The organism is Streptomyces calvus (assembly GCF_006782915.1).
Lineage (GTDB): Bacteria > Actinomycetota > Actinomycetes > Streptomycetales > Streptomycetaceae > Streptomyces > Streptomyces calvus.
In genome coordinates this window covers 1-21478 of sequence record NZ_VCNP01000011.1, presented here as the reverse complement: position 1 = coordinate 21478, position 21478 = coordinate 1, and the positions used below count along the sequence as shown (strand labels likewise).

Here is a 21478-nt window from a genome sequence, read left to right as displayed (position 1 = left end):
TGCTCACAGCGCTTCGAACGCGTCGGTGTCGGCACGGTGCTCACGCACGGCCCCGGTGTGCACCTCGTAGTACCAGCCGTGCAGCCGGAGCCGGCCCGAGGCCAGCCGCTGCTCGACGCACGGGTAGGAGCGCAGGCGCAGCAGCTGGGCCAGGACGTGGTGCTGCACCGCCGCGGCGCACTCCGGGTCCGCCGCGTCGGCCGAGGCGGGCCGGTCGGCGGCGTGCGCCAGCCAGTCGCGCACGGCCGGTACGGCGTCGAGGTCGTCGCCGCGCACCAGCGCGCCGATGGCCCCGCAGTGGGAGTGGCCGCAGACCACGATGTCGGAGACGCCGAGCACCTCGACGGCGTACTCGACGGTGGCCGCCTCGGCGGTGGGCCGCTCCGAGGTGTACGGGGGGACGATGTTGCCGGCGGTGCGCAGCTCGAAGAGCTGGCCGGGCCGCGCTCCGGTGATCAGGGCCGGTACGACCCTGGAGTCGGAGCAGGTGATGAACAGGACGTCGGGGGACTGGCCCTCGGCGAGGCGGGCGAACTCCTCAGGGCGCTGTCCGAACGTGCGGGCGTTGTCGATGAGGGGTTGCATGTGGCGTTTCCTCCTGGCGCGCGTGGGGGCGCGTCGGACGGGCATGACGGGGGTTTGGGTCCACAGACCCATGGCCCTTGCATCACACGCCGTAAGCGCGGATGCGAAAGGCAAAGGAAATGCGGGAAAGGTGAAGCGAAGGTAAAGCGACAGAGAGGGCCCGGTGTGTGGCCCCGGCCGCTCGACCTCGGAACATGCGTCTTTCAAAAGGCGGTTCACACCTCTTCCGCAGGCCAACGGTTGGTCAACGGTTGGTCAAGAAACACGTTAACCCGGCAAAGTCCTTTGCCGGGTTAACTCGATGTTTCGTGGCGCAGAGAGCCCGAAAAGAAAGGGTGCGTTGGCGCGAATCCGCCCTTGATCAGCGGGGATCGGTTCGGGTATTGGTGACCCGGTTCAGCGGTGCTCGGCGTGCCGCTCGTGTCGGGCGGGCCGGTTCAGCGGTGCTCGGCGTGCCGCTTGCGTTGCGCGGGCCGGTTCAGTGGTGCTTGGCGTGCCGCTCGTGTCGCGCGGGTCGGTTCGGCGGTGCTCGGCGTGCCGTCCCGCGTCGCGCGGGCCGGTTCAGTGGTGCTCGGCGTGCCGCTTGCGTTGCGTGGGCCGGTTCGGCGGTGTTCGGCGTGCCGTCCCGCGTTGCGCGGGGCCGGTTCAGCGGTGCTCGGCGTGCCGCTCGTGCCGCTTGCGTCGCGCGGGTCGGTTCAGCGGTCCTCGGCGAGCCGTCCCGCGTCGCGGGCCAGCGCGGTGAGCCGCGAAATCGCGCGGAAGTACTTCTTGCGGTACCCGCCCTTCAGCATCTCCTCGCTGAACAGCTGGTCGAACGGCAGTCCCGAGGCGAGGACGGGCACCTCGCGGTCGTAGAGCCGGTCGGCGAGGACGACCAGCCGCAGCGCGGTCGACTGGTCCGGCACCGGGCGCACCCCGGTGAGGCACACCGCGCGGATGCCGTCGGTCAGGGCGCCGTACCGGCTGGGGTGGACCTTCGCCAGGTGTTCCAGCAGGTCGGGGAAGGCGTCCAGCGAGGCGCCCTCGGTGGCGTGCGCCGTCTTGGCCACGACGTCCTCGGAGTACGGCGGCGGCGCTTCGGGCAGGCCGCGGTGGCGGTAGTCCTCGCCGTCGATGCGCAGGGCGCGGAAGTGCGCGGACAGGCCCTGGATCTCGCGCAGGAAGTCGGCGGCCGCGAACCGGCCCTCGCCGAGCCTGCCCGGCAGCGTGTTGGAGGTGGCGGCGAGCGCGACGCCCGCCTCGACCAGCTTGCCGAGCAGGGTGGAGACGAGCACGGTGTCGCCCGGGTCGTCCAGTTCGAACTCGTCGATGCACAGCAGCCGGTGCCCGGAGAGGGTCTGCACGGTCTGCTGGAAGCCGAGGGCGCCGACCAGGTTGGTCAGCTCCACGAAGGTGCCGAACGCCTTGAGTGCGGGCTCGGCCGGAGTGGCGTGCCACAGGGAGGCCAGCAGGTGGGTCTTGCCGACGCCGTAGCCGCCGTCGAGGTAGACGCCGCGCGGCCCGGACGGTGTCTTCTTCGCCGGCCTGCCGAAGCCGAACAGCCGGCGCCTGCCGGAGTCGCCGGCCGTGCCGAGGCCCGCGGCGAAGCCCTCGAGGACGCGCACCGCCTCGGTCTGGCTGGGCTGGTTCGGGTCCGGTATGTAGGTGCCGAAGCGGACCGCGTCGAAGCGCGGCGGCGGCACCATCTCGGCCACGAGCCGGTCCGCGGGCACATGGGGCTCGCGGGCGCACAGGGACAGCGGGGCCGCGTCGGACGGGGAACCGGAGGAGCCGGGGGAGCCGGGGGAGCCGGGGGAGCCGGGGGAGCCGGGGAAGGAGGACGACACGGTCCCCCATGCTACGGCGCGTGGAACACTGCCCTCCATGCGACGCCTCTTCCCTGTGACCGACGAAACAGCAGCTCCCGGCGGTGCGACCGGGACGCCGGGCGGTGGCCCGCGCGAGTGGACCCCGGCCGAACTGGCCGCCGTCTACGCCTACCCGGAGCGGGCGGCCGGGGAGCCGTGGCTGCGCGCCAACATGGTCTCCACGCTCGACGGGGCCGCGCAGCACGACGGCCGCTCCCAGCCCATCTCGTGTGCGGCCGACATGCGGATCTTCGGGGTGCTGCGGGCGCTGGCGGACGTGGTGGTCGTGGGCGCCGAGACGGTACGGCGCGAGGGGTACCGCCCGGCCCGCGCGCGGGCGGAGTTCGCCGCCGCGCGGGAGGCGGCCGGGCAGGCGCCGGCGCCCGCGATCGCCGTGGTGACGGCGAGCCTGGACCTGGACTTCTCGCTGCCGCTGTTCACCTCGCCGGTGGTGCCCACCCTGGTCCTGACCGGGGCCGGTGCCGCTCCGGAGCGCGTGGCCGCCGCGGAGGAGGCCGGAGCCCGGGTGGTGACCGCCGGCGAGGGGGCCGCGGTGGAGCCCGCGCGGGCGGTGCGCGCCCTCGCGGACCTCGGGCACACCCGGCTGCTGACCGAGGGCGGCCCGCGGCTGCTGGGCGGGATGGTGGCGGCCGACGTGCTGGACGAGCTCTGCCTCACGGTCGCTCCGATGCTCACCGCCGGTGACGCCCAGCGCATCGCGGGCGGACCCTCGGTAACACTTCCGAACCGTTTCACGCTGACATCGATGTTGGAGGAAGACGGCTTTTTGTTCACGCGCTACCGGCGAACCTGATCGGACCGGATCAGGAGTGACGGAGAGTCTCCGAAGATGTCAACTGATGTCGGGGGATGTCATAAATTGTCGCGGAACGCCCGGGGATGTACCCATGGTGGCTCCGGTCCGGCGATCGGCGGAACTCATCCGTCCGCTCAGTACGGCGACAGGCAAGACTGAATCCGGCCGTACCCGTGCGAACACGGGGCAGGATGGTTTCCGCAGGGCCTGGCTCGGCCCACGGAGCTCAGGGCCCGAGGGCCCTCAGAGGAGAGAGGGGCGCCTGGTGTTCACAAGCGTACTGATGATCGAGAAGGCCCTGACGTCCGCCGACGTGGAGTTCGTCACCACCTTGCACGGCGACGAGCCGGTCTCCTTCCACGTGCTGCTCCAGCCACGCGGCGAACAGGCCGACCGGCTGCTGCGGGCGATCGACGACGTCGCGCTCGGCGAGCTGGACGAGGCCGTCCGCGAGGGCGAGACGCCGGAGGGCGAGGAGGCCAGAAGCATGGGCGAGCGGGCCCTCGAGGTGTCCCTGAAAGCCCTGCGCGCGACCGGCGACGAGGCCGACGGCCGGCTCATCGAGGACCACCCGCTGGACGCGCTGAAGTCCATGGTCGAGGAGGTCGGCGCGGACGAGGTGATCGTCCTGACCGATCCGCACTACGTGGAGGAGTTCTTCCACCGCGACTGGGCATCCCGGGCCCGGCACAAGGTCGGGGTGCCGGTGCTGAAGCTCTTCTCCCACAGCAAGGCATAGGCTGGGGCGGCGCTCTCCCGGCTCTCCCGCGAGGGCGCGAAAGACCGTTCCCGCTCGTCGCACCACTGGGAGAACACGCATGGCACCCGGCCTTCCTACCGCCATGGACCGACCGCACTTCATCGGCATCGGCGGCGCCGGGATGTCGGGCATCGCCAAGATCCTCGCGCAGCGCGGCGCCCAGGTGGCCGGCAGCGACGCCAAGGACTCCGCGACCGCCGACGCCCTGCGCGCGCTCGGCGCCACCGTGCACATCGGCCACGCGGCCGGGCACCTCGCCGACGACGCCAGCTGCGTGGTCGTCTCCTCCGCGATCCGCGAGGACAACCCCGAACTGGTCCGGGCGGCCGAACTGGGCATCCCGGTGGTGCACCGCTCCGACGCCCTCGCCGCCCTGATGGACGGCCTGCGCCCGATCGCCGTGGCCGGAACCCACGGCAAGACCACCACCACCTCCATGCTGGCCGTCTCCCTGACCGAGCTGGGCCGCGAGCCGTCGTACGCGATCGGCGGCGACCTGGACGCCCCCGGCTCCAACGCGCTGCACGGCGAGGGCGACATCTTCGTCGCCGAGGCGGACGAGTCCGACCGAAGCTTCCACAAGTACGCGCCCGAGGTCGCGATCATCCTCAACGTGGAGCTGGACCACCACGCCAACTACGCCTCGATGGAGGAGATCCACGAGTCGTTCGAGACGTTCGTCGGCCGGATCGTGCCCGGCGGCACCCTGGTGATCTCCGCGGACCACGAGGGCGCCCGGGAGCTGACCCGACGGCTGGACGGCTCGGTGCGGACGGTGACGTACGGCGAGGCGGAGGACGCCGACGTGCGGGTGCTGTCGGTCGTCCCGCAGGGCCTGAAGAGCGAGGTGACCGTCGAGCTGGACGGCAACCCGCTCACCTTCACGGTGTCGGTCCCCGGCAAGCACTACGCGCTCAACGCGGTGGCCGCGCTCGCCGCGGGCGCGGCGCTCGGCGTCCCGGCCGCCGAGCTGGCCCCGGCGCTGGCCGCGTACACCGGGGTGAAGCGGCGCCTCCAGCTCAAGGGCGAGGCGTCCGGCGTCCAGGTGATCGACTCCTACGCGCACCACCCGACCGAGATGACCGCCGACCTGGAGGCGATGCGTGCCGCCGCCGGGGACGGACGCATCCTCGTCCTCTTCCAGCCGCACCTGTTCTCCCGCACCCGGGAGCTGGGCACGGAGATGGGCCGGGCACTGGCCCTGGCCGACGCCTCCGTGGTGCTGGACATCTACCCGGCCCGCGAGGACCCGATCCCCGGCGTCACCAGCGAGCTGATCATCGACGCGGCCCGGGCGGCCGGCGCGGACGTGACGGCCGTCCACGACAAGGCGGAGGCCCCCGAGGTGATCGCGGGAATGGCGAAGCCCGGTGATCTCGTTCTGACCATGGGAGCGGGCGACGTCACCGACCTCGGCCCGCACATCCTGGACCGTCTGTCGAAGTGAAGGGCTGAAAGCTCATGCCGTACGACGTGGAGAAGCCGGACGAGCAGTGGCGTGCGGAACTGTCGCCGTCCGAGTACGCGGTCCTGCGCCAGGCGGCCACGGAACCCGCCTTCACCGGTGAGTACACCGACACCAGGACCGAGGGCGTCTACTCGTGCCGCGCCTGCGGCGCCGAACTGTTCACCTCCGGCACCAAGTTCGAGTCGCACTGCGGCTGGCCGTCCTTCTACGACCCGAAGGACACCGACGCCGTGGAGCTGGTGGAGGACCGCTCGCACGGCATGGTGCGCACCGAGGTCCGCTGCGCCCGCTGCGGCTCCCACCTCGGGCACGTCTTCGAGGGCGAGGGCTATCCGACGCCCACGGACCAGCGGTACTGCATCAACAGCATCTCGCTGCGGCTGCAGCCCACCGACGGCTGACCCGCGGCACGTGACCGGCCCGTCGGGCCCTCCCGGCCCGTGCGGGACGGTCAGGAGCCGCCGGGCGTCGGCAGTCGGAGCGTGAAGACCGTCGATCCGGGCGCGCTGCTCACGTCGATGCCGCCGCCGTGCGCCCGGGCCAGTGACCGGGCGACCGACAGGCCGAGCCCGCTGCCGCCCCGGTCGCGGCTGCGGGCCTTGTCGACGCGGTAGAAGCGGTCGAAGACCCGCTCCCGGTCCTCCGCCGGGATGCCGGGGCCCGCGTCGGCGACCCGCACCAGCGCCGTGTCGCCGTCGGCCGTGACCTCCACCGACACCGGAGTGCCGGCCGGGGTGTGCACGGCGGCGTTGGTGAGGAGGTTGTCCAGCACCTGCCGGATGCGCTGCGGGTCCACGCGCAGCCGCAGCGGCCCGGCCCCGGTCGTCACCGCCAGCGGATGCCCCGGGTGGCTCGCCCGGAACGCGTCGGCGGCCTGCTGCACCAGCTCCACCAGGTCCGTGTCCGTCGTCCGCAGCGGTGTCTCCACCTCCGCCGCGTCCAGCCGGGCGAGCAGCAGCAGGTCGTCCAGCAGCACGCCCATGCGTGCGGCCTCCGCACGCAGCCGGGCCAGGTGCCGGTCGCGTTCGGCGGGCTCGTTGGCGGCCGCGTACTGGAAGAGGTCCGCGTAGCCGCGTACCGACATCAGCGGGGTGCGCAGCTCGTGCGAGGCGTCCGCGACGAAGCGGCGCAGCCGCAGTTCGGCCTCCGCGCGCACCGCGAGCGAGTCGTCGATGTGCTCCAGCATCGTGTTGAAGGCGGTGCGCAGCTCGGCCACCTCCGGTCCGCCGTCCCGGCCGTCCGCGCGCAGCGGCAACCGCGCCGCCGACTCGCTCAGGTCGTGCGAGGCGATGCCGTGCGCGGTGCGCGCCATGTCGCTCAGCGGTTCCAGCCCGCGCCGCAGCATCCGCCGCCCGAACAGCACCAGCGCGGCCAGCGCGAGCGCGAACACCACGACCTGCACCGTGATCAGCTGGTCGACGGTCTCCTCGACGTCCTCCACCGGTGCGGCGCTCACCAGCACCACGCCCGGCCGGACCTCGCACCCGCGCAGCCGGTAGACGCCCTCGCCGTCGATCCGCGCGGTGCGCATCAGCTCGGTGTCGGAGTGCGCCATCGCCCGCGCCAGGTCGGCCAGCGCCCGGGTGTCGTCGGGCACGTCGGCGGGCCTGCGCAGGGTGACCGCGTCGTCGGAGACGTCGTACACCGCCGTGTACCAGCCGTAGTACGGCTTGCGCTTCACCGTGCCGTGCGCGGCCGCGTCCTTGGCCTGCACGGTCTGGATCAGCTTCAGCTGGTCACCCAACTGCCGTTCCAGATAGTCGCGCATGTACGCGGTGAGGGCCGTGCCGACGACCGCGAACACCGCGAGCGACAGCACTCCGAGCCCCAGCGCCAGCCGGGTGCCCAGACGCATCCGCCGGTAGGTCTCCCGCAACCGCCGTACCGGCGCCCTCACTCGGACGCCTGCCGTATCGCGTACCCGAAGCCCCGCACGGTCCGGATCAGCGGCTCACCGGTGTCGTCCAGCTTGCGCCGCAGCCGGCTGACCACCAGCTCCACCACGTTGGAGCGGCCGCCGAAGCCGTACTCCCACACGTGGTCCAGGATCTGCGCCTTGGTCAGCACCGCCGGCGACCGGCGCATCAGATAGCGCAGCACCTCGTACTCGGTCGGGGTCAGCGACAGCAGCCGCTCACCGCGCCGCACCTGGCGGGTGTCCTCGTCCATCGTCAGGTCCGCCACCCGCAGCACCGACCGCTGGAAGCCGGGACCCGCACTGCGCCGCAGCACGGTCCGCAGCCGCGCCATCAGCTCCTCCACGGCGAACGGCTTCACCAGGTAGTCGTCGCCGCCGCGGGTCAGCCCCGCCACCCGGTCGGCGACGCCGTCCCGGGCGGTGAGGAACACCACCGGCACCATCGTGCCCGAGCGCCGCAGCCGGTCCAGGACGCCGAAGCCGTCCACGTCCGGCAGCATCAGGTCCAGCACCACGATGTCCGGGCGGAACTCGGCGGCACGGCGCAGCGCCTCCTCACCCGAGTTGGCGGTGACCGCGTCCCAGCCCTCGTAACCGGCGACCGTCGCCACCAGGTCGGCGATGGGCGGGTCGTCGTCCACGACGAGGAGTCGTACTTTTTCCACCCGCCCATACTGCGGCACCCGGCTCCGGGCGCCGGAGGCGGTGTGCCCTCCCGTCCCGATCGACAGCAACGTGAAAGTCGGCCGACAGCGGATCGACAGCGTCCCGCGACGAAGCTCGGTGTCCCAGGAGGCGATCAAGGAGACTCCGGCGTGTCAGCTGTCCCATCGCCTCCCGCGCCCTCGCACCGCGAGGCGACGCCCGAAGGCGGCAGCGAGCCTCGGCCTGAGCGCGCTGCTCGCCTCCCGCCCGGTGCCCGACCTGACCGCCCGGGACGTCTACGTCTGCGGCCTGCCCGGCATGACCACCGCGGTCCTGCGCACCGTGCGCGAACCGGGCGTACGGAAGCGGCAGATCCACCACGAACGCTTCAGCCTGGCCGGCTGACGGCGTGAGTCGAGGCGGGCGAGGCACTTGAGGCCAGTGAGGCGCGCTTCAGGAAGCGGCGTCCCGCGGCTCGATGGCGTCGGCCACCGCGGATATGTGCCGGTTCAAGCGGAGGCTGACGGCGCCCGTCGTGAAGAGCGCTGCGCCCGCCACGGACGTGGGAATCGAGGCGCCCAGCACCGCAAGCAGTTCGGGCCAGTCGCGTTCGGCGGCACACCGGCTGCCGTCCGCCGCGAGGGCGTTGGCCTCCCGACGGTCGGTGAAGAACGGGGACTCACAGTCCGCTGAGCCTCCCTCGCCTTGATCGACGGTGTGGGGCGTGAACAGCAGGACGGCGAACCAGAGCGAAGTACTCGAGGGTGAAGTTCAAAAGCATGACGCAGCAACCTACCGCTCCCACAAGGAGAAGATCGATGCACCGGTCCCGGCCGGCACCCGGCTCCTGCCGGGTGCCGCGCCGAGGCCGTTACGCGGCGGCGGGGCCGGCGTCGTCGTCCGAGTCCGTGTTCTCCTCCGCGGCAGTCGGTGGGGTGCTGGTGTTCTCCGGCTCGCCGTCGGCCTCGGTGGGGCTCTCGACGGCGGGGGTGTCCGGGACGGGGGTGGTGCGGTCGTCGAGGGTGATGGTGACCGGCGTGCCGCTGGGGCTGAGGCGGGTCAGGCTCTGTTCGATCCGCTCGTACAGGGTGGCGGCGAGCTCCTGGTCGCCGTCGCCATGGCCCGGGGTGCGCCTGATGGAGTGCAGGCTGATCAGCAGGGCGATCAGGGAGCGGCCGGACAGTGCGGCGCGGATGCGCTCGTCGCCCTCGTCGGCGACCTGCGGCGGCACTCGGAAGTGCGGGTGCCGTCCGGCGTGGGCGGTGATGAACTCCCAGAGGTCCCGGTGGCACAGCAGGCTCGCGGAGGAGACGCGGGCAGCCGTCCTGAGCAGGGTGCTGTGCTCCTCGCTCACTTCGGCGGCCGCGGTGCCGTCCGGGGCGTCGGCCTGCGATCGCAGCCCGTCCACGGCGGTGCTCAGGGCTGCGACCTCCCGATGCAGGGAGGCGAGCACGGACCGGGCTTCCTCCAGGGCGGTGCTGAGCTCCTGCTTGATCTCACCGGCTGTTTCCTGCAACAGGGCCAAGGCATCCCGCCGGTCGCCGGCCCGGCTGTTGCCGTCGCTGTCCGACGCGGTGGTGAGCACGGGAGCGAGTTCTTCGGTGAGAACGTCGCGGAGGGCCTGGCGGACCGCGTCGACCGGCAGTGCCAGGCCGGGCGGGGAGTCCTGATCGGTGCCGCGCTGCGCCGGGACGGCGGCGTGAGGGGTTGCCTCTTCCGAGGGGCCGTCGGGCTCGGTGATCGTGGTGACCGCTGCAGGCGCGAGGTCAGTGCGGTGGTCCTCGGCGGCGGATGCCTCCGGCGGGGCCGAGACGGCGGAGGGCGGGGTCGTGACCGAGCGCGGTACGGGCAGGGTGAGGTCCGCGAGTGCCACTCGAACCTCTCGCAGTTCGCCGCGTAGTTGGGCTACGACATCGTGGACGGCGGTGTTGAGCGCTTCGCCGCTGGAGTTCAGTTTGTTGTGGACGTCGCGGAAGTTCGCGCGCATACGGCCGAGTTCGTCGACGACTTCCTTGGTTGTTCGGTCGTGTGCGGCCGCACCGGCCGTCTCCAGCTTTTCGACGCTCTTGTCGAGCGCGTCCCGGATGTTCTTGTCCGTGTGCATGACGGCCGTGTGGAGCATCGTCAAGGTGCTGGTGAGGTCCGGCTTCGGACGGATCATCGTCCCCCATTTCATTGCGGTGGGTAGTTGGTCGACTTCGCTGCGTATGCTGCCTCGGTGTGCGTCTCGCGCGAAGGGAAATCGGGTCAACTGGCGCAATACAGGGGGTTTTTGAGGCCGAAATCACGTGGAATGGCCTGGTGTGGATGACAGTGGAGCGCTTTGTCTCATCATCGCAATTTCAGTGACGTGACTACGTCAGTCGGTGTTGCCTCCACCCGCTCCTCGACAGGGACGTTCAGGTCCGACACGCCTCGGCGCTCGTCGCCGGGTGCGTGTCGGAGGTGGCGTTTAGACTCGACCGGCACCTGCCCGCGCGACCTGGGCCAAAAGATTCCGCCACCGAAGGGCAATCGGCGTCTTGATACGGATCGACTCTGTCACGAAGCGGTACCCGGACGGCACGGTGGCGGTCGACCGGCTGTCGCTGGAGATCCCCGACCGCTCGATCACCGTCCTCGTCGGGCCCTCGGGCTGCGGCAAGACGACCACCCTGCGCATGATCAACCGGATGGTCGAACCCACCGAGGGCAGCATCCTCCTCGACGGCGAGGACATCCAGCGCCGTCCGGTCACCGCCCTGCGCCGGTCCATGGGCTACGTCATCCAGAACGCCGGGCTGTTCCAGCACCGCACCATCGTCGACAACATCGCCACCGTGCCCCGCATGCTCGGCTGGGGCAAGCAGCGCGCCCGGGAGCGGGCGGCGGAGCTGATGCAGCGGGTCGGCCTGGACACCTCACTGGCCCGGCGGTACCCGTACCAGCTCTCCGGCGGCCAGCAGCAGCGCGTCGGCGTGGCGCGGGCGCTCGCCGCGGACCCGCCGGTCCTCCTGATGGACGAGCCGTTCTCGGCCGTCGACCCGGTGGTGCGCAAGGGACTGCAGGACGAACTCCTGCGCATCCAGGAGGAACTCGGCAAGACCATCGTCTTCGTCACCCACGACATCGACGAGGCGATCAAGCTGGGCACCATGGTCGCCGTGCTGCGCGAGGGCGGCCGGCTCGCCCAGTACGCGCCGCCCGCCGAACTGCTGTCCGCTCCCGCGGACGGATTCGTCGAGGACTTCCTCGGTGCCGACCGCGGCATCCGCCGGCTGTCCTTCTTCGACTCCGCCGCACTGGAGCTGACCACCGACTCCGTGGTCCCGGCCGACGCCACCGCCGACCGTATCGCCGCCGCACCGGACCCGTACCTGCTGGTGACCGACGCCGACGGCCGACCTCTCGGCTGGGCCGAACGCGACGGGCAGGCCGGCGGGGACCTCGCCGCGGAGCGGCTGCTGCCGTACGGGCGTCCCTTCGTCCCCGGCGCCGACTCCCTGCGCGTCGCCCTGGACTGCGCCGTCCTGTCGCCCACCGGCTGGGCGGTCGCCGTGGACGACGGCGGCCGGGTGACCGGCGTCGTCTCCCAGCAGACCATCGGCGAGGCGATCCGCGCCGCCCACACCGAGCGCGCCGCCCACACCGAGCGCTCCGCCCACACCGGGAGCCGGACGCACCCGCGCAAGGACGAGGCCGGGGTCGCCGAGTGAACGGCTTCTTCGACATCCCGAGCGACCTCCAGCACAGCTGGGCCGGCCTGATCGGCCTGCACCTGCGGGAGTCCCTGCTGCCGGTGGCCGCCGGGCTGCTGCTCGCCCTGCCGCTGGCCCAGCTGTGCGTGCGCTTCCGCTGGCTGTACCCGCCCGTGCTCGGCCTGACGACCGTGCTGTACGCCATCCCCTCACTGGCGTTCTTCGTCGTCCTCATCGACTACACCGGCCAGACCGAGCTCACCGTGATGATCCCGCTGGCCGTCTACAGCCTGGTGGTGCTCGTCCCGGCCATCGTCGACGGCGTGCGCTCGGTCCCGCAGGAGACCCTGGCCGCCGCCACCGCCATGGGGTTCGGCCCCGTACGCCGCTACCTCCAGGTGCAGTTGCCGATCGCCACGCCCGCCATCGTCGCCGGCCTCAGGGTGGCGGTCGTCTCCAGCATCTCCCTGGTCAGCGTCGGCGCCCTGATCGGCAACCAGGGCGCCCTCGGCAACCTCCTCGCGGCCGCGCAGAAGTACGACCGGCCCGAACTCGCCGTGAACGCCGTGCTCACGATGGCCGCCCTGGCGATCGTGTGCGACGCCCTGCTGGTCGGACTGCGGGTGCTGCTGACGCCGTGGATGCCGCGCGGCGCCCGCCCGAAGGCCGCCGCACGGCCGGAACCGCTCACGGCGAAGGGAGCGGCCCGGTGAACGTCCTGAACTTCGTCAACGCCTTCTTCAGCGACAGCGCCCACTGGCACGGCTACGACGGCATCCCGCAGCGCTTCTGGGAACACGTCCAGTACTCGCTGCTGGCCCTCGCCGTCGCCGCCGCGATCGGCCTGCCCGTCGGTCTGCTCACCGGCCACACCGGACGCGGCGGCAACGCGCTCGCCCTCATCGCCAACGCCGCCCGCGCCCTGCCCAGCTTCGGCCTGCTGGTGCTGGCCGTCCTGCTGATCGGCTTCGGCCTGCTGCCCGTGATGATCCCGCTGGTCGTCCTCGCCGTCCCGCCGATCCTCGTCACCACCTACGAGGCGGTCCGCTCCGTCGACCCCTCACCGGTCGACGCCGCCCGGGGCATGGGCATGCGCGAGTCGCGGATCCTGTTCCAGGTGGAACTGCCGGTGGCGCTGCCGCTGGTGCTCAGCGGCCTGCGCTCGGCGGCCATCCAGATCGTCTCCACGGCCACCATCGCCGCCTACGTCAGTCTCGGCGGCCTCGGCCGCTACATCGTCGACGGCCTCTACCAGCGCGACTACGAGAAGGTGGTCGGCGGCGCCACCCTGGTCGCCGTCCTGGCGCTGCTCACCCTCGCCGTGTTCTGGGCGGCGGGACGGCTCGCGGTGTCGCCCGGGGTGCGCAGGCGCTGACGGCCCGTCACCCCGGTGACAAAACGTGACCATGATGTTCTTGACTGACCGCGAAGCGGCTGGATTGGATCGGTGGATGACTTCCACTGCGAAGAGCAGCAGGTCCAGGACGAGGCACACCGGCGCGGTGGCCGTCGCGCTCACCGCCGCCGCGGCGCTCCTCGCGGGCTGTTCCTCCGACGACACCTCCGACAACCCCCTCGACGGCGAGAAGGCCGAGGCCGGCACCGTCGTCGTCGGCTCGAACAACTTCGCCGAGAGCACCCTGCTCGCCGACATCTACGGCGAGGCGCTGCGGGCCAAGGGCCTCAAGGTCGGCTACAAGCACAACATCGGCAGCCGCGAGACGACGTACGGGCTGATGAAGAACGGCTCCATCACCGTCCTGCCGGAGTACAACGGCTCGCTGCTCGCCTACCTCGACCCCGAGGCCGAGCAGACGTCGGCGGACGCCGTCAACGAGGCCGTCAAGGCCAAGCTGGACAAGAAGCTGACCCTGCTGGAGTCGTCGCCGGCCGAGGACAAGGACTCCGTCAGCGTCAACGCCGAGACCGCGAAGAAGTACGGCCTCACCGCCTCCTCCACCCTCGCCGACCTCAAGGACGCCGCGCCGGAACTGGTGATCGGCGGCTCGCCCGAGTTCCAGACCCGGCAGCAGGGACTCAAGGGCCTGGAGACCGTCTACGGCCTGAAGTTCAAGTCGTTCAAGGCGCTCGACGCGGGCGGCCCGCTGACCCAGGCGGCCCTCACCAGGAACGAGGTGCAGGCGGCGGACATCTTCACCACGGACCCGACCATCGTGAAGGAGAAGTTCGTCGTCCTGAAGGACCCGGAGAACCTCTTCGGGTTCGCCAACGTCACCCCGCTGGTCCACAAGGACGGGCTCCCGAAGGAGGGCGTGGACGCGCTCAACGCAGTCTCCGCCGCACTGGACACCGAGACCCTCCTCGACCTGGACGCCCAGGTGCAGCTGGAGAAGAAGGACCCGCTGGACGTCGCCAAGGCCTGGCTGAAGTCGGCCGGCCTGGCCTGACCCCCGCCGGGGTGCGGCCCGCCGGCCGCACCCCGCGGGCACTCACCGTGCCGGGGCCGCGTCGTCGATCAGACGGTCGATCAGCGCGATCAGCACGTCCCGGCACGACTCCCGCTCCCGCGCGTCGCACAGCAGCACGGGCACGCCCTCCGGCAGCGCCAGCGACTCCCGGATGTCCTCGACCGGGTACGGGTGCTCCCCGTAGAAGCCGTTCACGGCGATCACGAAGGGGATGCCCCGGCGTTCGAAGAAGTCGATCGCGGCGAAACTCGTCTCCGGTCGGCGCACGTCCACCAGCACCACCGCACCGAGCGCGCCGACGGCCAGGTCGTTCCACATGAACCAGAACCGCTGCTGCCCCGGCGTGCCGAAGAGGTACAGCACGAGATCGTCCGACACGGAGATCCGGCCGAAGTCCAGCGCCACCGTGGTGGCACGTTTCTCCTCGACGCCCCGCAGGTCGTCGACGTCGAGGCCCGCCATGGTCAGCGGTTCCTCGGTGCGCAGCGGGACGATCTCGCTGACCGAGCCGACCATGGTGGTCTTGCCCACGCCGAAGCCACCGGCGATCAGGATCTTGACCGTGTCGGGTGCCGAACGGTCGGCGGAATCCTGAGCGATGGTGTCAGAGCCGGCCAAGGCCCTCCCTCACTTTCTGCAGCAGGTCCAGATCCGGGGTGGTCCGGGTGACGGGGTGCGGCGGGTGGGCGGTGATCCGGCCCGCCTCCAGCAGGTCGCACAGCATGATGACGACCACGCTCACCGGCAGGTCGAGACGCGCGGCCAGCTCGGCCACCGCGACCGGCCGCTCGCACAGGCGCAGGATCCGCAGGTGCTCCGGCTGCGGCCGGCCGGCCGTCTGCGGCTGCGGATCCACCGCCGTCACCGTCGTGATGAGCGTGAAGTCGGCGCGGCTGGGCCGGGTCCGGCCACCGGTCAGGGTGAACGGCCGTACGAGCCGGCCCGCCGAGTCGCTTCCGCCCACCTCACACGCCGGGGTCGGCGGCGGGCCCGGCGGTGCCCCGCGGGGCCGCGCTCAGATGCTCACCGATCTTCTTCACCAGCATGTTCATCTGGTACGCCACCACACCGACGTCCGCGCCCGGCCCGGTCAGCACGACCAGATGGGCGCCGGGGCCCGCCGAGGTGAGGATCAGGTAGCTGTGGGCCATCTCGATCAGCGCCTGGCGCACCGGGCCGCCGCGGAAGTCCATGCTGACGCCCTTGCTGAGGCTCATCAGACCGGACGCGGTCGCCGCCAGGCGCTCGGCGTCGTCGCGCAGGAAGCCCGTGGACTTGCTGACGACCAGCCCGTCCTCGGAGAGCACCACGGCCTGGTTCACGTCGGCGACCCGTTCCACGAGTCCGGTCAGCAGCTGGTCGAGCTGGGTGTGGGTGGCGGGGATGGGGGGTGTCATGAGGGTGATCCTTCGTGTGCGGTCGGCGATCGGCGGTCGGCGGGCGGAGCCGGGAACTGCGCTGCGGCGGCGGGCGCGTGCGCGGCCGCATCGTACGGCGGTACGGCCGCGCCGTCGCCGTCGCCGTCGTCGTCCCGGGCCTGGAGCGTGCCGCGCAGGAAGCCGGCGAGGGACGAGGCGGCGCGCTCCGCGGAGAAGTCCTCGCCGGGGTCGTCGGCGGTCTCCGGCACGGCCTCCTCGCGCAGTTCGGCGGCCAGGCTGGTCTGCGGCACCCGGCGGGGCAGCGGGGTGAGTCCGTCACGGCGGGGTGCGGGCGCCGGCGCGGCGGCGGACCGTACGGGGGCCGCCGGGCGGGCCGTGGACTGCGGCTCGCTCGCGACGGTGCGCAGCGGCTCGCGCTCCGCCGGGGCCGCGACGGCCGGACGGTCCTTCGCGGCCCCGGTGTCGTCGGGCGTCTCCTGCTCGGTGCCGGAGGAGTCGTCGCACACCACGATCTCGTGCGGGATCAGCACGATCGCCGTCGTCCCGCCGTACGGCGACGGGCGCAGCGTGACCACGATGCCGTGCCGGTGCGCGAGCTGCGAGATCACGAACATGCCGAGCCGGAGGTCGTCGGCGAGCGCCACCACGTCGAACTGCGGGGGCTTGGCCAACTGGGCGTTGAGGGAGGCGTAGTCCTCCTCCGACATGCCGAGGCCCCGGTCCTCGACCTCGATGGCGAGGCCCTTGGCGACCATCGCCGCGCGCACGCCGACGGGGCTGGGCGCCGGCGAGTACACCGTCGCGTTGTCGATCAGCTCCGCCAGCAGATGGATGACGTCGGCCACCGCCGGCGGCGCGACGGCCACCTCCTCGTCGGTGTGCACCTCCACCCGCTGGTACTCGGCGACCTCGCCGACGGCGCTGCGCACGATGTCGATCAGCGCGACCGGCCGGCTCCAGGTACGGCCCGGGCGCTCACCGCTGACGATGACCAGGTTCTCCTCGTAGCGGCGCAACTGGCTGGCCGTGGAGTCGAGTTCGTACAGGCCCTTGAGGACCTCGGGGTCGGTGTGCCGGCGTTCCAGCGCGTCGAGCTTGCTCAGCTGGAGGTTGACCAGGTTCTGGCTCTGCCGGGCGATGCCGAGGATGACCTTCTGGAACCCGCGCCGGGTGTCGGCGAGTTCGACCGCGGTGTGCACGGCGGTGCGCTGGGCGGTGTTGAACGCCTGCGCCACCTGGCCCAGTTCGTCGTGGCCGTAGTCCAGCGGCGTCGTCGCCGACTCCGCGTCGACCTTCTCGCCGCGCTCCAGGCGGGCCACCACCTCGGGCAGCCGCTCCTGCGCCAGGCCCAGCGTCGCCATCCGCAGACCGCGCAGGCGGCGCGACAGCGAGCGGGTGATGCGCCACGACATGCCCACGCACACCAGCAGCGCGAGCAGCCCGCCGGCGCTCAGCGAGGCGGCCTTCAGCAGCAGCCCGCGGGCCTCGTCGGCACTGCGGGTGAGCAGCGCGTCCGTCTGCTGCTGGATCAGGGCCGTGTACTGCGTGGAGACCTTGTCGAAGGCGGCCTGCCACTTCTGCCGCGCCTGCGGCAGGTCGATCGCGGCGCCGCCGTTCGTCGCGCGCGCGGCGAGCACCTTGTCCTCGGTCTCCTCCAGGGTGCGCCACTCGGCACTCCGCAGGATCCGCTCGGCCTGCACCTTCGTGTCGCCCCGCAGCGACGGCACGATCTGGTCCTTGACCAGCCAGCGGCGGGTGTGCACGAGCTCCGCGAACTGGGTCCAGCCCTGTTCGTCGAAGCGCCCGGACGGCCAGGCCAGGGTGAGCCGGGCGTCCTCCTGGGAGATCAGCTCCGCCGCGTGCTCCAGCGCCACCAACGGCCCGGCCTGCGAGGTCAGATCGCCGTCGTCGACCTGGGACAGCTCCTGGAAGGCGTGGATCTGGTCGTCGATGATCGAGGTGAACTGGTCGAGGACCTGGTCGGCGGCGATGTCGCTGGGATTGTCCACCTGGTCGCGGTAGTACTCCAGGCTGCCCACCGAGCCGAGCACCGAGTACAGGCGGTCGGAGACGCGCGGCGGCGCGTCGGCGATCGCGTCGGCCTGCCGGACCAGTTTCGCCACCGCCTTGTCGGTGGTGGCGCGCTGCGCCTCCAGGGCGCTGCGGGAGCCCTGCGGCGAGGCCAGCCAGGCGGCGGACAGGCTCCGCTCCCGTTGCAGCGCGAGCGCCGCGTCCGTGCCCATCGCGCCGGTGGACCGGCTCAGTCCGGTCTGGGCGCGCAGTTGCAGACCCTCCGAGAACATCTGGATCGTCGTCACGCCCCACATGCCGGCGAGGGTGACGCTGGGCACCAGCGCCAGGAGGAACAGCGAGAGGCGTATGGAGCCGAGACGGCGCCGGGCACCTGTCCGTGGAGACATCGTGGTCCTAGAGCGGTCGGATGTGTGGGGGAGTGCGCACGGGACGTCCCGTCAGCGGGTTCCGTTGGCGGCGAACCCGGCGACCGAGGCCGCGTTGGTCTTGGTGACGAACGCCGGTCCGGTCAGGACGGGCGCGACCCCGCCACCGCTGACGTTGCCGTTGTTCCGGTGCAGCCACAGCGCGTCCACGGCGAGGTAGCCCTGAAGATACGGCTGCTGGTCGACGGCGAACTGGACGTCGCCCGCGCGCACCGCGTCGACCAGGTCCTTGTTGAGGTCGAAGGTGGCGACCCGGGCCCTGCTGCCCGCCTCCTTCACCGCGTCGACCGCGGTGAGGGCGTAGGCGGCCCCGTTGGTGACGACCTCGTCGATCGTCGAGTCCTGCCGCAGCCGGGCGGTGAGGATGCCGGAGACGGCGCGCATGTCGGTGCCGTCCACGTACAGGTTCTCGGTCGTCCCGCCGAACGTCTTCTTCACTCCGGCGCAGCGGGCCTCCACGGCAACGTTGCCACGCTCGTGGACGACGCACAGGGCGTTCTTGGCCTTGAGGTCGTTCAGCTTCTCGCCGACGGCCCGGCCCGCCACGTTCTCGTCCTGCCCGAAGTACCCGAGCAGTCCGGCCGGCTTCCAGGCGTCGATACCGGAGTTGAGACCGACGACGGGGATGCCCGCCTTGCGCGCCTCGGCGACCGGGCCCTTCATGGCCTGCGGCTTGGCCAGCGTCAGCGCGATGCCGTCGACGCCGTCACGGATCGCGTTGCGCACCAGCTCCGCCTGCTCCGCCTCTTCCGGGTCGCTGACGTACGTCAGCTCGATGCCGTCCTTCTTCGCCGCCGCCTCGGCGCCCCGCTTCACCCGGTCCCAGAAGGCGTCGCCCTCGCTGCCGTGGGTGACCAGCGCGACCCGCATGCCCGAGGCGCCCGTCGCGCCCGCGCCGTCCGACCCCGGGGAGTCGTCGTCCGTGCCGAGCGCCGAGCAGCCGGTCATCAGCAGGCCCACGGCGGCTGCCAGGGCCGACAGACGGACGGAGCGTTCCGGTAGGCGGTGGGACGGGGGACGATTCTTCATGAGGAGTGCGGACCTCGCTGTACGGCCGAGCCAGAGCAGGGACGGGAGCACCGGACGGAACCGCGGGGGCGTGCGCCGACCGGGTGACTCTCGCTGGCCGGAGCCAACCGTGTGGAACCACTGGTCGTCAAGTGAACAGCGACGTGAAGTGAGGCGCCGCTGCCGCATTGTGATGAACCGAGGGGTGCCGGTGAGGTGTCCCGCACCGTCACGGGATCCGGACCGAATGGACGGTACGGCGGAGCGCGGGCGCACGCGGGCACGTCGTGCGCGGTACTCGGCACGAGCGGCGGCCCGGTCGGTGCGGACACCGGGGCCGGCGATGCGGGCATAGCGGTCCGTTCCTGGTCAACCGCCTTTCGGCGAGGGTGGCTTCGGGGCCGGATCGAGGGTTTCCCCCGTATCCCGGCGGACTCCGCGCTGCCTATCGTTCGAGCTCAGCCGGCCCGCGGGCGATCCCCGCCCGGCCCGCTGCCCGCTCCCGGCCGGCCGATCTGCCGCACGTGGACGCACCCCACCGCTTCGACGCCGAAGCGAAGCGGCCCCCACTCCCCAACTCCGTGTCACCCGGAGTCCCGGTACGAAAGGCACACCCTTGCGCACCTCACCGAGCTCTCCCCGAAGCTCCGCGCCCGGACGGAAGCTGATATCCGTCGCCGCGCTCTCCGTCGCCCTGCTGACGGCCGCCTCCGCCCAGGTCGCCGTCGCCCAGGACGCCCCCACGGACCCGGGGGCCGCCGTCCCCGCCGCCGCCACCGAGGCCGCGCCCGGCACCCCCGCCGAGCGGCTCATCGTCGGTTACCGGTCCGGTGCCGCCGAGGCCGCGTCCGACAAGGCCGCCGCCGCCGACGCCGCCGCCAAGGGCGAGAAGGCCGGCGAGGACGTCGGCTTCCAGCGCCGTCTCGGCACCGGTGCCGCCCTCGTCGAGCTGGGCGAGCGGCCGACCAGGTCCGAAGTCGCCGACGTCGTCGCCGAGTACAGCGCCGACCCGCAGGTCGCCTACGTCGTGCCGGACCGTCTCAACAAGCCGCTGGCCACCCCGAACGACACCGAGTACAGCAAGCAGTGGGACCTGTTCGAGGCCACCGCCGGCATGCGCGTGCCCGGTGCCTGGGACCTCGCCACCGGCAGCGGTGTCACGGTCGCCGTCATCGACACCGGGTACGTCGCCCACTCCGACCTCGCCGCGAACGTCGTCGCCGGCTACGACTTCATCTCCGACACCGCCGTCGCCGTCGACGGCAACGGCCGCGACAGCAACCCGGCCGACCCCGGCGACTGGTACGCCGCCGGCGAGTGCGGCCAGGCCACCGGCAGCAACTCCTCCTGGCACGGCACCCATGTGGCGGGCACCATCGCCGCGGCCACCAACAACGGCAAGGGCATCGCCGGCATCGCGTACAACGCGAAGATCTCCCCGGTGCGCGTGCTCGGCAAGTGCGGCGGCTACGACTCCGACATCATCGACGCCATCACCTGGGCCTCCGGCGGCACCGTTTCCGGCGTGCCCGCCAACGCCAACGTCGCCAAGGTCATCAACATGAGCCTCGGCGGGGGCGGCGCCTGCTCCACCGCCACCCAGAGCGCCATCAACGGCGCCGTGAACCGCGGCACCACCGTCGTCGTCGCGGCCGGCAACGAGAACCAGAACGCCGCCAACTCCTCCCCGGCGAACTGCGGCAACGTCATCACCGTCGCCGCCACCAACCGCGCCGGCAGCCGCGCCTCCTACTCCAACTACGGCAGCATCGTGGACATCTCCGCCCCCGGCGGCGAGACCCGGACCGGCACCGCCAACGGCATCCTGTCCACGCTGAACTCCGGCACCCGGACCCCGTCGACCGAGAACTACGCCTACTACCAGGGCACCAGCATGGCCACGCCGCACGTCGCGGGCCTCGCCGCGCTGATGAAGTCGGCCAACTCCGCGCTCACCCCGGCGCAGATCGAGTCGGCGATCAAGTCCAACGCCCGCCCGCTGCCCGGCACCTGCTCCGGCGGCTGCGGCGCGGGCCTCGCGGACGCCACCGCGACCGTCCAGGCCGTCAAGGGCGGTACGTCCACGGGCTCCACCTACTCCAGCACCACCGCCGTCTCCATTCCGGACAACGGCTCGGCGATCGAGTCGCCGATCACCGTCGGCGGCCGCAGTGGCAACGCCCCGGCGGCGCTCCGGGTGGGCGTGGACATCACCCACACCTGGCGCGGTGACCTGGTCATCGACCTGGTGGCGCCGGACGGTTCGGCGTACCGCCTGAAGTCCGCGAACTCCTCGGACTCCGCGGACGACGTCGTCACCACCTACACGGTGGACGCCTCCGCCGAGACCGCGAACGGCACCTGGAAGCTGCGGGTGCAGGACACGGCGTCGCAGGACACGGGCCGACTCAACGGCTGGCAGCTGACCTTCTGATCCACCTCCCCGACAGGCGGGTGGACCCGGGGGGGGGGGGGCCCGGCGGGCC

At 72.0% G+C, this 21478-nt stretch carries 20 protein-coding genes; 10 read left to right on the top strand and 10 right to left on the bottom strand.

Annotated features, from left to right (window positions below):
- Window positions 1-3 precede the first annotated feature (3 nt).
- Together FGW31_RS06520 and zapE are read right to left on the bottom strand one after the other, a co-directional pair.
- Window positions 4-585, bottom strand: coding sequence for a carbonic anhydrase (locus FGW31_RS06520; RefSeq protein ID WP_142192399.1), 582 nt, complete (start codon window positions 583-585; stop codon window positions 4-6).
- A gap of 695 nt (window positions 586-1280) precedes the next feature.
- Complete coding sequence (gene zapE, locus FGW31_RS06515; protein ID WP_233452413.1) at window positions 1281-2411, bottom strand: cell division protein ZapE; 1131 nt, start codon at window positions 2409-2411, stop codon at window positions 1281-1283.
- 37 nt (window positions 2412-2448) lie between these two features.
- On the opposite strand from zapE, the gene FGW31_RS06510 reads away from it, so the two are divergent.
- The 4 genes from FGW31_RS06510 (at window position 2449) to msrB (ending at window position 5878) form a co-directional block, all read left to right on the top strand.
- Window positions 2449-3246: a pyrimidine reductase family protein gene (locus tag FGW31_RS06510; protein ID WP_142192398.1), complete on the top strand. Its 798-nt coding sequence runs from the start codon at window positions 2449-2451 to the stop codon at window positions 3244-3246.
- A gap of 268 nt (window positions 3247-3514) precedes the next feature.
- Window positions 3515-3988 (top strand): indole-3-glycerol phosphate synthase, encoded by a 474-nt coding sequence (locus tag FGW31_RS06505; protein WP_182674491.1) that lies wholly within the window; start codon window positions 3515-3517, stop codon window positions 3986-3988.
- A gap of 79 nt (window positions 3989-4067) precedes the next feature.
- Window positions 4068-5456, top strand: coding sequence for a UDP-N-acetylmuramate--L-alanine ligase (gene murC, locus FGW31_RS06500; RefSeq protein WP_142192397.1), 1389 nt, complete (start codon window positions 4068-4070; stop codon window positions 5454-5456).
- A 14-nt stretch (window positions 5457-5470) separates the two neighbouring features.
- The gene (gene msrB, locus FGW31_RS06495) at window positions 5471-5878 is read left to right on the top strand and encodes a peptide-methionine (R)-S-oxide reductase MsrB (RefSeq protein ID WP_142192396.1); all 408 of its coding nucleotides are present in this window, start codon (window positions 5471-5473) and stop codon (window positions 5876-5878) included.
- A 50-nt stretch (window positions 5879-5928) separates the two neighbouring features.
- On the opposite strand, the gene FGW31_RS06490 is transcribed toward msrB, so the two are convergent.
- Both FGW31_RS06490 and FGW31_RS06485 read right to left on the bottom strand, forming a co-directional pair.
- Window positions 5929-7332, bottom strand: coding sequence for a sensor histidine kinase (locus FGW31_RS06490; protein ID WP_142192395.1), 1404 nt, complete (start codon window positions 7330-7332; stop codon window positions 5929-5931).
- Between the two features lie 38 nt (window positions 7333-7370).
- The gene (locus FGW31_RS06485; RefSeq protein WP_142192394.1) at window positions 7371-8060 is read right to left on the bottom strand and encodes a response regulator transcription factor; all 690 of its coding nucleotides are present in this window, start codon (window positions 8058-8060) and stop codon (window positions 7371-7373) included.
- 118 nt (window positions 8061-8178) lie between these two features.
- Here FGW31_RS06485 and FGW31_RS36060 point away from each other — a divergent pair, with 118 nt between their 5' ends.
- Window positions 8179-8445, top strand: coding sequence for a hypothetical protein (locus FGW31_RS36060; protein WP_325053525.1), 267 nt, complete (start codon window positions 8179-8181; stop codon window positions 8443-8445).
- Between the two features lie 466 nt (window positions 8446-8911).
- Here FGW31_RS36060 and FGW31_RS35525 read toward each other — a convergent pair whose 3' ends face one another.
- A complete protein-coding gene (locus tag FGW31_RS35525) occupies window positions 8912-10201 on the bottom strand; it encodes a hypothetical protein (RefSeq protein WP_202432656.1) in 1290 nt (429 codons plus the stop codon).
- 361 nt (window positions 10202-10562) lie between these two features.
- Here FGW31_RS35525 and FGW31_RS06465 point away from each other — a divergent pair, with 361 nt between their 5' ends.
- From FGW31_RS06465 to FGW31_RS06450, 4 genes are all read left to right on the top strand, one after another.
- A complete protein-coding gene (locus FGW31_RS06465; RefSeq protein ID WP_182674489.1) occupies window positions 10563-11735 on the top strand; it encodes an ABC transporter ATP-binding protein in 1173 nt (390 codons plus the stop codon).
- Window positions 11732-12430 carry an ABC transporter permease gene (locus tag FGW31_RS06460; protein WP_142192392.1) on the top strand — a complete coding sequence of 233 codons (699 nt, stop codon included), beginning with the start codon at window positions 11732-11734 and terminating at the stop codon, window positions 12428-12430. The genes FGW31_RS06465 and FGW31_RS06460 overlap by 4 nt, the downstream gene beginning before the upstream one ends.
- The gene (locus tag FGW31_RS06455) at window positions 12427-13092 is read left to right on the top strand and encodes an ABC transporter permease (RefSeq protein ID WP_142192391.1); all 666 of its coding nucleotides are present in this window, start codon (window positions 12427-12429) and stop codon (window positions 13090-13092) included. Before FGW31_RS06460 ends, FGW31_RS06455 begins: the two co-directional genes overlap by 4 nt.
- 76 nt (window positions 13093-13168) lie before the next feature.
- Window positions 13169-14125 (top strand): ABC transporter substrate-binding protein, encoded by a 957-nt coding sequence (locus tag FGW31_RS06450; protein WP_142192390.1) that lies wholly within the window; start codon window positions 13169-13171, stop codon window positions 14123-14125.
- 42 nt (window positions 14126-14167) lie between these two features.
- On the opposite strand, the gene FGW31_RS06445 is transcribed toward FGW31_RS06450, so the two are convergent.
- Genes FGW31_RS06445 through FGW31_RS06425 form a run of 5 tightly spaced genes read right to left on the bottom strand, consistent with a single transcriptional unit; the run spans window position 14168 to window position 19013 of the window.
- Window positions 14168-14764 carry a GTP-binding protein gene (locus FGW31_RS06445; protein WP_142192389.1) on the bottom strand — a complete coding sequence of 199 codons (597 nt, stop codon included), beginning with the start codon at window positions 14762-14764 and terminating at the stop codon, window positions 14168-14170.
- On the bottom strand, window positions 14751-15110 hold the full coding sequence (locus FGW31_RS06440) for a DUF742 domain-containing protein (RefSeq protein ID WP_142192388.1): 360 nt from the start codon (window positions 15108-15110) through the stop codon (window positions 14751-14753). The genes FGW31_RS06445 and FGW31_RS06440 overlap by 14 nt, the downstream gene beginning before the upstream one ends.
- Before the next feature lies 1 nt (window position 15111).
- Window positions 15112-15543 (bottom strand): roadblock/LC7 domain-containing protein, encoded by a 432-nt coding sequence (locus FGW31_RS06435; RefSeq protein ID WP_142192387.1) that lies wholly within the window; start codon window positions 15541-15543, stop codon window positions 15112-15114.
- Window positions 15540-17945 carry a sensor histidine kinase gene (locus FGW31_RS06430; protein WP_142192386.1) on the bottom strand — a complete coding sequence of 802 codons (2406 nt, stop codon included), beginning with the start codon at window positions 17943-17945 and terminating at the stop codon, window positions 15540-15542. The genes FGW31_RS06435 and FGW31_RS06430 overlap by 4 nt, the downstream gene beginning before the upstream one ends.
- 51 nt (window positions 17946-17996) lie before the next feature.
- Window positions 17997-19013, bottom strand: coding sequence for a substrate-binding domain-containing protein (locus tag FGW31_RS06425; protein ID WP_142192385.1), 1017 nt, complete (start codon window positions 19011-19013; stop codon window positions 17997-17999).
- A 595-nt stretch (window positions 19014-19608) separates the two neighbouring features.
- Between FGW31_RS06425 and FGW31_RS06420 the strand changes: the two genes are divergently transcribed.
- Complete coding sequence (locus tag FGW31_RS06420) at window positions 19609-21426, top strand: S8 family peptidase (protein ID WP_142192384.1); 1818 nt, start codon at window positions 19609-19611, stop codon at window positions 21424-21426.
- Window positions 21427-21478: the final 52 nt, after the last annotated feature.